The organism is Phenylobacterium sp., from assembly GCF_016124325.1.
Classification (GTDB): Bacteria; Pseudomonadota; Alphaproteobacteria; order Caulobacterales; family Caulobacteraceae; genus Phenylobacterium.
Genome location: NZ_WGNY01000006.1, coordinates 1 through 11,178 on the forward strand (window position 1 = coordinate 1; position 11,178 = coordinate 11,178).

Annotated in this window: 6 protein-coding genes and 1 tRNA gene; 4 read left to right on the forward strand and 3 right to left on the reverse strand. The window is 67.7% G+C overall.

Annotated elements, in window-relative coordinates; all coding sequences use genetic code 11:
• A partial coding sequence (rpoB, locus tag GC203_RS01880) for a DNA-directed RNA polymerase subunit beta (protein ID WP_293450763.1) occupies window positions 1-3,357 on the reverse strand: 3,357 nt, incomplete at its 3' end.
• 406 nt (window positions 3,358-3,763) lie between these two features.
• Window positions 3,764-5,179, reverse strand: a complete 1,416-nt coding sequence (locus tag GC203_RS01885) for a Mur ligase family protein (protein ID WP_293450765.1) — start codon at window positions 5,177-5,179, stop codon at window positions 3,764-3,766.
• 305 nt (window positions 5,180-5,484) lie between these two features.
• Here GC203_RS01885 and GC203_RS01890 point away from each other — a divergent pair.
• Window positions 5,485-5,560: transfer RNA gene (locus GC203_RS01890), tRNA-Asn, on the forward strand.
• Window positions 5,561-5,590: 30 nt separating this feature from the next.
• On the opposite strand, the gene GC203_RS01895 is transcribed toward GC203_RS01890, so the two are convergent.
• Window positions 5,591-6,031 carry a VOC family protein gene (locus GC203_RS01895; protein ID WP_293450767.1) on the reverse strand — a complete coding sequence of 147 codons (441 nt, stop codon included), beginning with the start codon at window positions 6,029-6,031 and terminating at the stop codon, window positions 5,591-5,593.
• Window positions 6,032-6,267: 236 nt separating this feature from the next.
• Here GC203_RS01895 and GC203_RS01900 point away from each other — a divergent pair, with 236 nt between their 5' ends.
• Genes GC203_RS01900 through GC203_RS01910 form a run of 3 tightly spaced genes read left to right on the forward strand, consistent with a single transcriptional unit; the run spans window position 6,268 to window position 11,125 of the window.
• A complete protein-coding gene (locus GC203_RS01900; RefSeq protein ID WP_293450769.1) occupies window positions 6,268-7,329 on the forward strand; it encodes an efflux RND transporter periplasmic adaptor subunit in 1,062 nt (353 codons plus the stop codon).
• A 24-nt stretch (window positions 7,330-7,353) separates the two neighbouring features.
• Window positions 7,354-10,581: an efflux RND transporter permease subunit gene (locus GC203_RS01905; protein ID WP_293450771.1), complete on the forward strand. Its 3,228-nt coding sequence runs from the start codon at window positions 7,354-7,356 to the stop codon at window positions 10,579-10,581.
• A gap of 1 nt (window position 10,582) precedes the next feature.
• Window positions 10,583-11,125, forward strand: a complete 543-nt coding sequence (locus GC203_RS01910; protein WP_293450773.1) for a GNAT family N-acetyltransferase — start codon at window positions 10,583-10,585, stop codon at window positions 11,123-11,125.
• Window positions 11,126-11,178: the final 53 nt, after the last annotated feature.

Sequence of the window (11,178 nt, forward strand, 5' to 3'; positions counted from 1 at the left end):
CAGCGGGTTGAGCACGATGTCGACGCTGGTGCCGTCCTCCAGGTAGGGCATGTCCTCGATCGGCAGGATCTTGGAGATGACCCCCTTGTTGCCGTGACGGCCGGCCATCTTGTCGCCCGGCTGCAGCTTGCGCTTCACCGCGACGAACACCTTGACCATCTTCATCACGCCAGGCGGCAGTTCGTCACCGCGCTGCAGCTTGTCGACCTTGTCCTCGAAGCGACGGTCGAGACGTTTGCGGGCGTCGTCGAACTGCTTGCGCAGCGCTTCGAGTTCGCCCATCGCCTTCTCGTCCTCGAGGGCGATCTGCCACCACAGGCCGGGCTGGATCTCCTCCAGCTTCTCGGCGCTGATCTCGCCGCGGCCCAGGCCCTTCGGGCCGGAGACGGCGACCTTGCCGACGAGCAGCTGGCGCAGGCGGCCCTGCATGTTGCGGTTCAGGATCGCGAACTCGTCGTCGCGGTCCTTGCCCAGGCGGTCGATCTCGGCGCGTTCGATGGCGAGCGCGCGTTCGTCCTTGTCCACCCCGTGACGGTTGAAGACGCGGACCTCGACGATGGTGCCCGAGACGCCCGGCGGCAGCCGCAGCGAGGTGTCGCGCACGTCGGAGGCCTTTTCGCCGAAGATGGCGCGCAGCAGCTTCTCTTCCGGCGTCATCGGGCTTTCGCCCTTCGGCGTGACCTTGCCGACCAGGATGTCGCCCGGCTGGACCTCGGCGCCGATCGCCACGATGCCCGCTTCGTCGAGGTTGCGCAGGGCTTCCTCGCCGACATTGGGGATGTCGCGGGTGATCTCTTCCGGACCCAGCTTGGTGTCGCGGGCCATGACCTCGAACTCCTCGATGTGGATCGAGGTGAAGACGTCATCGCGCACGATCCGCTCGGAGATCAGGATCGAGTCTTCGAAGTTGTAGCCGTTCCAGGGCATGAACGCGACGAGGGCGTTGCGGCCCAGCGCCAGTTCGCCCAGCTCGGTCGACGGGCCGTCGGCGATCACGTCGCCTTCGCGGATCCGGTCGCCCACGCGCACCAGCGGGCGCTGGTTGATGCAGGTCGAGGTGTTGGACCGCTGGAACTTCTGCAGGCGGTAGATGTCGACGCCCGGCTTGGAAGGATCGGTCTCCTCGGTCGCGCGGATGACGATACGGGTGCCGTCGATCTGCTCGACGACGCCGGTCCGGCGGGCCACCACGACGGCGCCGGAGTCGACCGCCACGACACTCTCCATGCCGGTGCCGACCAGCGGCGCATCCGACTGGACGAGCGGCACGGCCTGCTTCTGCATGTTCGAGCCCATGAGGGCGCGGTTGGCGTCGTCGTTCTCGAGGAACGGGATCAACGAGGCGGCGACCGAAACGACCTGCTTCGGCGACACGTCCATCAGGTCGACCTGGTCCTTCGGCAGCAGCGAGGGCTCGCCGTTGACCCGGCCGGGGACGAGATCCTCGACGATCTCGCCGCCTTCCAGCTTGATGTTGGCCTGGGCGATGACGTGCTTCGCCTCTTCCATGGCCGACATGTAGACCACCTCGTCGGTGGTCTTGCCGTCCTTGATCCGCCGGTACGGGCTCTCGATGAAGCCGTACTTGTTCACCACCGCGTGCGTGGCGAGGCTGTTGATCAGGCCGATGTTCGGACCTTCCGGCGTCTCGATCGGGCAGATCCGGCCGTAGTGCGTCGGGTGCACGTCGCGCACCTCGAAGCCCGCCCGCTCGCGGGTGAGGCCGCCCGGGCCAAGGGCCGACAGGCGGCGCTTGTGGGTGATCTCGCTGAGCGGGTTGGTCTGGTCCATGAACTGCGAGAGCTGCGAGGAGCCGAAGAACTCCCGCACGGCCGCGGCGGCCGGCTTCGCATTGATCAGGTCGTGCGGCATGACCGTGTCGATGTCGACCGAGCTCATGCGCTCCTTGATCGCGCGCTCCATGCGCAGCAGGCCGACGCGGTACTGGTTCTCCAGCAGTTCGCCCACCGAACGCACCCGGCGGTTGCCGAGGTTGTCGATGTCGTCGATCTCGCCGCGGCCGTCGCGCAGGCCGACCAGCGTCTGCAGCACGGCGATCACGTCGTCCTTGCGGATCACGCGCATGTCGTCGGGGCAGTCGAGCTCCAGGCGCATGTTCATCTTCACGCGGCCGACCGAGCTCAGGTCGTAGCGCTCGCCGTCGAAGAACAGGCTCTTGAACATGGCCTCGGCGGCTTCCACCGTCGGCGGCTCGCCCGGACGCATGACGCGGTAGATGTCGAACAGCGCATCCTCGCGCGCCGAGTTCTTGTCCACGCGGAGGGTGTTGCGCATGTAGGCGCCGACCGTCACCTCATCGACATCGAGGACGTCGAGGGTGGTGAAGCCCTGCTCTTCAAGGCTGGCCAGCATGGCGGCGTCCAGTTCGTCGCCGGCTTCGGCGTAGATCTCACCGGTCTCGAAGTTGACCAGTTCGCGCGCCAGATAGCGGCCCGACAGGGCCTCGGGCGCGAGCAGCAGGGTCTTGAGGCCGGCGTCGGCGAGCTTCTTGGCGTTGCGGGCCGAGAGCTTCTGGCCGGCCGGCGCCACTTCCTCGCCGGTGTCGGCGTCGATCAGCGGGAATTCCGGCTTCGCGCCGCGCCAGCGCTCGGGCTTGTAGGGCGTGGCCCAGCCTTCGCCCTTCTTCTCGTAGGGCACGGAGTCATAGAAGGTGGAGAGGATCTCCTCCCCGTCCATGCCCAGGGCCATGAGGAAGGTGGTGGCCGGCAGCTTCCGGCGGCGGTCGATGCGGACGTAGACGATGTCCTTGGCGTCGAACTCGAAGTCGAGCCACGAGCCGCGGTACGGGATCACGCGCGCGGCGAAGAGCAGCTTGCCCGAGGCGTGGGTCTTGCCCTTGTCGTGGTCGAAGAAGACGCCCGGCGAGCGGTGCATCTGGGAGACGATGACGCGCTGGGTCCCGTTGACGATGAAGGTGCCCTTCTCCGTCATGAGCGGGATGTCGCCCATGTAGACGTCCTGCTCCTTGATGTCCTTCACGGAGCGGGCGCCGGTTTCCTCGTCGGTCTCGAAGACGATGAGGCGCAGCTTGACCTTCAGCGGCGCGGCGTAGGTCATGTCGCGCTGGACGCATTCCTCGACGTCGTACTTCGGCTCCTCGAACTCGTAGGAGACGTATTCGAGCACCGCGCGCTCGTTGAAGTCCTTGATCGGGAAGACGGACTTGAAGACCGCCTCGATGCCCTCGTCTCGCCGGTCACCCGAGCGCACTTCGCGCTGCAGGAACTGTTCGTAGGACGAGCGCTGAACCTCGATGAGGTTCGGCATCGCCACAGCTTCGGGGATGCGGCCGAAAGACTTCCGGATCCGCTTCTTGCCGGTGAAGGATTGCGCCATCTTGATCCCTTGAGGGCGCCGGGAGGGACTCCGGGCGCCGAATGTCTGCATCCTGCGTCCGCCCTACGGACTCCCTTGCGGAAGCCGGACGCTGGAATGCTCCCCGTGTCGTCGGGAGCGCCCCTTCGCATGGTCTAAGGGCGACGGACCATGCCTCGAGGCCTGCACGCGCGAAGGCCGCACCGAAGATGTGAATCGGGAATTTGTTCGCGAACGGCGGCAAATAAGCGCTTTCGAGCCGCTTGTGAAGCCCCTCCCCGCTCAAAAACGCATCGGCGGCGCGGAGCCGTGTCTCCGCGCCGCCTTTGGGGTTTGCTCCGGGGTGTGTCCCCGGCTGCTGTGCGATCTATGGGCTCGCGCCGGACCAACCCGCAGTGCGCACCGAAAGTTCCGCATCGCCGACGCGTCAGGCGGCGGCTTCCTGGCGGCCGAAGAGATCGTCGAAAAGGGGCGGCAGGCGGTCGGGCAGGCCCAGCAGCGGACCGGACGACAGGAGCAGCACCACCTCATTTCCGGACAATCGGCTGAGCGCCGCGACCGCCGCGTCGGCCGTCTCGACGCCCTCGGTCGCCACGCCCGTCTTCGCCACCCGATCGAGGATCTCGCCGAAGCTCGACTGGTGGTGGCTGGCCTCGCCGTGGTGCGGCGGCGGAACGATCAGCACGCGATCGGCGCCGGCGAACACCGTATCGTACCAGTGGAGCGTCTCCTCGTTCCGCCAGGAGAAGGCGTGGGGCTCGAAGACCACGACGAGCGGCCGCTCGGGATAGTGCAGGCGCATCGCCTCGATCGCCGAACGGGCCTTCTCGTAGGACGATCCGAAGCCCTCGATGACCGGCGCGCTCGAGCGATGCGTCAGGCGGTCGAGCCGACGGCGGATTCCGGCGAAGCTGGCCACGCCGCGGGCCAGGCCGGCTTCGTCGACGAGGCCGCGCTCCAGCAGATAGGCCGAGACGCCGACGATGTTCTCGATGTTGTGGGCGCCGAGCAGCGTGGTGGCCATCGCCACCCGCCGGCCGCCGGGCCCGGCCAACGTGAAGCGCGTGGTCTCGCCGAAGACCACGTCGTGGGCGCTCCATTCGGCGCCAGGCTCGCGGGCGTACCAGACGACGCGCGCCCGGGCCGCGGGCGCGATGGCGCGCACGGCCGGATGGTCGCGCATCACCAGCAGGCCTTCGGCCGGGACCGCCGCCACCAGCCGCTGGAACGGCGCGACATAGTCGGCCAGGGTCGGGAACACGTTGACGTGGTCGTGGATCAGCGACGTCAGCAGGACGTCGCGCGGGTGGTAGAGGTCGAACTTCGAGCGGCGGTCGGCCGGCCCCACGATGTATTCATCGCCCTCCAGCACCACTTCGTCGGCGGAACCCCAGTGGCCGGTGTCGGGCAGCGATGGCGAGATCGCGCCAACCATCCACCCGGCGTCCCGGCCGGCCTCGCGCAAGACGTGGGCCATCAAGGCTGTGCAGGTCGACTTGCCGAACGAACCCGCCACCACCGTGTTGCGCCGCGCCAGGGTCACCTCACCCACGAGGTCTGGAAAGCTGGTGACGCGCACGCCCCGCGCGCGGGCCGCGCGCACTTCGGGATTGGTCTCGCCGCCCAGCTTCGCGCTGGCGCCCAGGACCAGCACGTCCAGCTCCGGCGGCAGGTTGGCCGAATCGAATCGGCGGAAGAACGGGAAGCCCAACCCCTCCACGTAGGTCGACATGGGCGGAAAGACGTCCTCGTCCGAGCCCGAGACGACGTGACCGGCCTCGCGCATCATCAGCGCCGCCGCCGCCATGCCCGCGCCCGCCAGCCCCGTGAAGTGGATGCGCATCCGCCCTCTTTTCAACCGCTTGGGTCCTGGTGATCGACTGATCCGCGGCGTCCGTCCAGCCTCGGCGGCGCACCCCGCGAGCCGGCGCGACGCGGCCTCGCCGGCGCAAGCTTCACATTAAGACAGCCTTAACCACAGAGGTTGAGACTCTGTTCGTCTTCTTTGAAGACACCCCACCATCACCGAACTTCATAAAGCCCGGCGCTCGCGTCGGGCTCTTTTTTCAGAGGCCCTGCGGCAAGTCGCCGGGCGGCCTTGATAAGCCCGGCGGGGCGCCGTATACGCCCGCCCTCTCGCTGGCCTGATCCCCGATAGCTCAGCTGGTAGAGCAGTCGGCTGTTAACCGACTTGTCGCAGGTTCGAGTCCTGCTCGGGGAGCCATCGAAGCCAGGCCAGGGGCACGCCAGACGACTACCAGGTCCCCACGTTGGGCATTGACGCCCAGGGTTCGGCCGGGGCGAGCGCCGGCCCCGCCTGGAGCAGCTCCACCGAGATGTTGTCTGGCGAGCGGACGAAGGCCATCCGCCCGTCCCGCGGCGGCCGGTTGATCACCACCCCGGCGTCCTTCAGCCGCTGGCAGACCGCGTAGATGTCGTCGACGGCATAGGCCAGGTGGCCGAAGTTGCGGCCGCCCTCATAGGCCTCGGGATCCCAGTTGTGGGTGAGTTCGATCGTGGGCGCCCGCTTCTCGCGCGCCGCCTCTTCGTCCCCGGGCGCGCAGAGGAACACGAGCGTAAAGCGCCCGGCCTCGTTGTCGATCCGCGAGACTTCCTTAAGACCCAGCTTGTCACAGTAGAAGGCCAGTGATTCGTCGAGATCGGTCACTCGGACCATCGTGTGGAGGTATCTCACTGGCGAACCTTCCTTTTACGTAGTAAAAATCTTGATCGGGGACGCGCCCGCTCGGGGCGTCTCCGGGAACCTGCGACGCTGGCCTGCGGAGGCCAATTAGACCTCCGCATTTGGTGACCGCAATTTCATTTGCGCTCGCATAACGGCGGCATCACAAGCAGGGACAAGCCGGGACACATCGGCGAGTACGCGTGGGGCGATGGGCGCGCGTTGCTAGGATTCGGGGATAACGCCTAATGCGCTTGAAGCCGCAGTACGTTTTCATTCTGGTCGTGATCGGCGCCTTCGCCGTGTACTTCCTTGTGCGCTCGATCTTCGGCGGCGACGGGGACAAGGCCGAGGCCAAGGCGACGCCGAGCGGCCCGCCCAGCGTCCAGGCGAAGATGTCCACCGAGACCATCCGGCCGATCGAGGTGGTGATGCGCGGTCGCACCGAGGCGGCCCGCAGCGTCGTCGTCCGCTCCGAGACGTCCGGCCGCGTGGCCGCGGTGCCGGCGATCGAGGGCGCGGTCGTCAAAAAGGGCGAGGTGTTGTGCCGGCTCGAGGTCGACGCCCGCCAGGCCAGCCTGGACCAGGCGCGCGCGGCGCTGAAATCGCGCCAGCTCCAGCGTCAGGCCGCCGCCCAGCTCGCCGAAAAGGGCTTCCGGTCCGAAACCCAGGTGCTGGAGGCCCAGGCTAACCTCGACGCGGCCCAGGCCCAGGTGCGCGCCGCCGAGATCGCGCTGCATCAGGTGGAGATGCGCGCGCCCTTCACCGGCGTGTTCGACCACCGCGACGCCGAGGTGGGCAGCTACCTCTCGCCGGGGCAGCCCTGCGGGACGGTGATCGAACTCAATCCCCTGCTGGTGGTGGGCGACGCGCCCGAGACCGAAGCGTCGAAGGTGCATGTCGGCGCCTCGGCGGACGCGCGGCTGATTTCGGGCGGCACCCTGCGCGGCCGGGTCCGCTACATCGCCCATGACGCCGACCCGGCGACCCGCACCTACCACCTCGAGGTGGCGGTGGAGAATCCGAAGCTCGACATCCGGTCGGGCCTGTCGGCCGACCTGCGGATCGGCGCCGGCAGCGGGCCTGCGCACCTCGTGCCCGTATCGTCCCTGGTGCTGGATTCGGCCGGCCGTCAGGGCGTGCGCTACGTTCAGGCCGACAACCGCGTTGCGTTCGCGCCGGTGACGGTGATCGAGGAAACGCCGCAGGGCGTCTGGGTGCGCGGGCTGTCAGGCTCGGTGAACGTCATCACCGTCGGCCAGTCGTTCGTGTCCGAAGGCCAGGCGGTCAAGGTCGCGCAGGTCCGGTAAGGCAAGGTCAGGGAGCGAAACGAGATGATCGGTCCGCTGATCGACGGAGCCATAAAGCGGCGCAAGGTCGTGCTGGGCGTGACCCTGATCGCCGCGATCTTCGGCTTCTTCTCCTATCTGTCGATGCCGCGGGAATCGAACCCCGACATCGACCTGCCCTACATCTCGGTGGTCGTGCCCTACCCCGGCGTGAGCCCGGAGGATTCCGAGCGCCTGCTGGTCAAGCCGCTGGAGGTCGAGCTCCAGACGATCCAGGGCATCAAGCACATGAACTCGGTCGCGCGGCAGAACACCGCGATCGTGACCCTGGAGTTCGAGCCGAACTTCAACAAGGACAAGGCCCTCAACGACGTCCGCGCCAAGGTCGACCTGGCGCGCGGCAAGTTCCCACCCGACGCCGAGCCGCCGATCATCGAGGAGCAGAATTTCTCGGGCCAACCGGTGATCGGCATCGTCCTCTACGGCGGCGCGCCCGAGCGCGAGCTCTATTCCATCACCCAGTCGCTGAAGGACCGCCTGGAAGGCACGCCCGGCGTGCTCGAGGTCTACATGAGCGGCGCCCGCGAGGAGGTGCTGGAAGTCACCGTCGATCCGGTGCGGATGGAGGCCTACAACGTCACCACCTCCGAGATCGCCCAGGTCATCGGCCGCAACAACCAGCTCGTGCCCGCCGGCAACCTGCGCTCCGGCGCCGGCCAGTTCGCGGTGAAGGTGCCGGGGGTCGTCGAGCGCCCCGAGGACATCCTGGCCCTGCCGATCAAGAAGAACGGCGACCGCCTGGTGACGATGGGCGACATCGGCGAGGTGCGGCGCACCTTCAAGGAGCCCACCTCGATCAGCCGCTACAATGGCCAGCCCGCCTTCGGGCTGGAGGTGTCGAAGCGCGGCGGCGCCAACATCCTCGACACCGTCAAGGCGGTGAAGGCGGTCGTGGCCCAAGAGGAGAAGCATTGGCCGTCGACCGTGCGGGTCGATTACACCTTCGACGAGTCGGACTTCATCGCGCGCACTCTCAACGTCCTCGAGGGCGGGCTGATCACCGCCAGCCTGCTGGTGATGATGATCATCGTCGGCAGCCTGGGCATCCGTCAGGGTCTGATGGTGGGCGCGGCGATCCCGGCCTGCTTCATGCTGGCCTTCCTGATGATCAACGGCATGGGCGTCACCCTGAACCAGATGGTGATGTTCGGCATGGTTCTGGCCGTCGGCATCCTGGTCGACGGCGGCATCGTCGTCGTGGAGTACGCCGACCGGAAGATGGCCGAGGGCCTGCCCAAAGAGGAGGCCTTCGCCGCCGCCGGCAAGCGGATGTTCTGGCCCGTCGTGAACGGCACGCTCACGACCCTCTGCGCCTTCCTGCCCTTCATGTTCTGGAACTCGATCGCCGGGAAGTTCATGAGCTTCCTGCCGCTGACCCTGTTCTTCGTGCTCGGCGCCTCGATCTTCGTAGCCCTGATCTTCACCCCGGCGCTCGGCTCGATCTTCGGACGCAAGACCGCGATCGACGAGGACCACCTGGCCGAGATCATGAAGTCCGAGCACGGCGATCCCACGCAGATGTCGGGCTTCATGGGCTGGTACGCCCGTATGGTCACGACGCTGGGCGCGCGCCCGACCCGGACCATGGCTGTGGCGCTGGCCATCGTGGTGGCGATCTTCTTCTGGTTCCGCATGACGCCGCACCGCACCGAGTTCTTCCTCGACCAGGATCCGGAGTGGGTCGCCGTCTATGCGATCGCCCGGGGCAACCTGTCGCCCGAGGCGCAGGACCAGCTCACCCGTCAAGTCGAGCAGCGCCTCGTGGGCGTGAAGGGCGTGAAGGCCATGTACGTCCGCTCGGGCGGCTTCACGACCATCGGCGGCCCCAACTCGGTGCCCAACGACACCGTCGGCCGCATCCGCGTGGACTTCGTGGACTACGACCACCGCAAGGCCCTCGGCCTGCGCGGCGCCGACATCGCCGCCGAGATCCGCAAGCGCGTGGCCGACATGCCCGGCATGCAGACCGAAGTGCGCGAGCCCCAGGGCGGCCCGCCCGTCGGCAAGGACGTCCAGGTTCAACTCCAGAGCCACGATCCCGTGGCCCTGAACCGCGCGGCCAGCATCGTGCGCGCCAAGCTGGCGTCCGATCCCCAGCTCATCGAGTTGGAGGACAACCGCACCTCGCCGGGCATCGAATACAACCTCGTCGTCGACCGTGAGGCGGCGGGCCGCTACGGCGTCGACGTGCTCTCGGTGGGCCAGGCCATCCAGTTCCTGACCGGCGGCGTGCTGATGGGCCGCTTCCGCCCCGACGACGCCGAGGACGAGTTGGACATCCGCGTCCGCTTCCCCGCCGAGGACCGCACGGTCGCGGCCCTCAACGACCTGAAGATCACCACGCCCCAGGGCCCGGTGCCGGCCAGCTATTTCATCAAGCAGGCGCCCGCCCAGCAGATCAACCAGATCCAGCGCCGCGAAGGCCAGCGGCTGATCATCGTGCAGGCCAACACCGTCAAGGGCGTGGCGGGCAACCTGAAGATCCAGCAGCTCCGGCCCTGGCTGGAGAAGGCCCCGATCGATCCGTCGGTGACCTGGAAGTTCGTCGGCGCCGACGAGGAGGGCCAGAAGGCGGCGCAGTTCTTCGTCGCGGCCATCGCGGCCACGATCTGCATGATGTTCGTGATCCTCCTCTGGCAGTTCAACAGCTTCTACGGCGTGCTGGTGACGCTCTCGGCTGTGGTGCTGTCGACCACAGGCGTGCTTTTGGGCGTGCAGATCAATTTCCTGCACACCTTCGACTACATCTCGGTGATCATGCTCGGCACCGGCATCGTGGCCTTGTTCGGCGTCGTGGTCGGCCACAACATCGTGCTCGTGGACACCTACTATCAGCTTCGCCGCAACGGCTACCTGGCCGACGAGGCGGCGGTTCGGGCCGCAACGCAGCGCTTCCGGCCCGTGATGCTGACCACGCTGGTGACGGTGGTGGGCCTGCTGCCGCTGATGTTCCAGATCCACCCCAACTACCACAACGGTCACATCGAATACCGTGCGCCCGGTTCGGAGTGGTGGGTGCAGCTCTCGGCGGCCGTGGTCTGGGGCCTGTCGTTCGCCACCCTGCTGACGCTGGTGCTGACCCCGGTGATGCTGGCCGCGCCCAAGGTCTATTCGCGGCGCTTCGCATGGCTGTTCGAGCGCATCACCGGCCGGAACCGCAAACGCGCCGTCGAGGCCCGCCCGCCCACCGACCTGCCCCGAGCCGCGGAGTAGCATGGCCGCGGCCGAGGGTCTGAGCCACCGCCTGGCGGACGAAGCCGACATCCCCGCCCTCTCGGCGGTGATGGACGCGGCCATCGCCGAGTTGCAGAAGGGCTTCCTCGACGCCGACCAGATCACGTCCAGCCGCATGATCATGGGCCTCGATCGGCAGCTGGTGGCCGACCGCACCTACTTCGTGGTCGAGAGCGGCGGCCGTGTCGCGGGCTGCGGCGGCTGGAGCCGCCGGGCCACCCTCTACGGCGGCGATCACACGCCGGGGCGCGACGCCGCCCTGCTCGACCCGGCCGTCGAGGCCGCCCGCGTGCGGGCCATGTACACCCACCCCGACTTCGCCCGACGTGGCGTCGGCCGCCTGATCCTGCAGCTCTGCGAGGAGGCCGCGCGCGCCGAGGGTTTCCGGCGCCTCGAACTGATGGCGACGCTGTCGGGCCGCGCGCTCTACTCCCAGTGCGGCTACGTGGATATCGAGACCATCGCCGACGATCGGGGCGGCGCGGCGGTCCCGCTGGTCCGCATGGGCAAGGCGATCGGCTGATCCTTCGCGTTTGACGCTTGGTTGACCCTAGGCAATTCGGCTAGCTCTGAGCG

What these genes read in the sequence shown, in the direction of transcription:
- GC203_RS01905 (WP_293450771.1), top strand. Translation starts at nt 7,354, where the DNA reads ATGATCGGTCCGCTGATCGACGGAGCCATAAAGCGGCGCAAGGTCGTG.
- GC203_RS01900 (WP_293450769.1), top strand. Translation starts at nt 6,268, where the DNA reads ATGCGCTTGAAGCCGCAGTACGTTTTCATTCTGGTCGTGATCGGCGCC.
- GC203_RS01910 (WP_293450773.1), top strand. Translation starts at nt 10,583, where the DNA reads ATGGCCGCGGCCGAGGGTCTGAGCCACCGCCTGGCGGACGAAGCCGAC.
- GC203_RS01885 (WP_293450765.1), bottom strand. Translation starts at nt 5,179, where the DNA reads ATGCGCATCCACTTCACGGGGCTGGCGGGCGCGGGCATGGCGGCGGCG.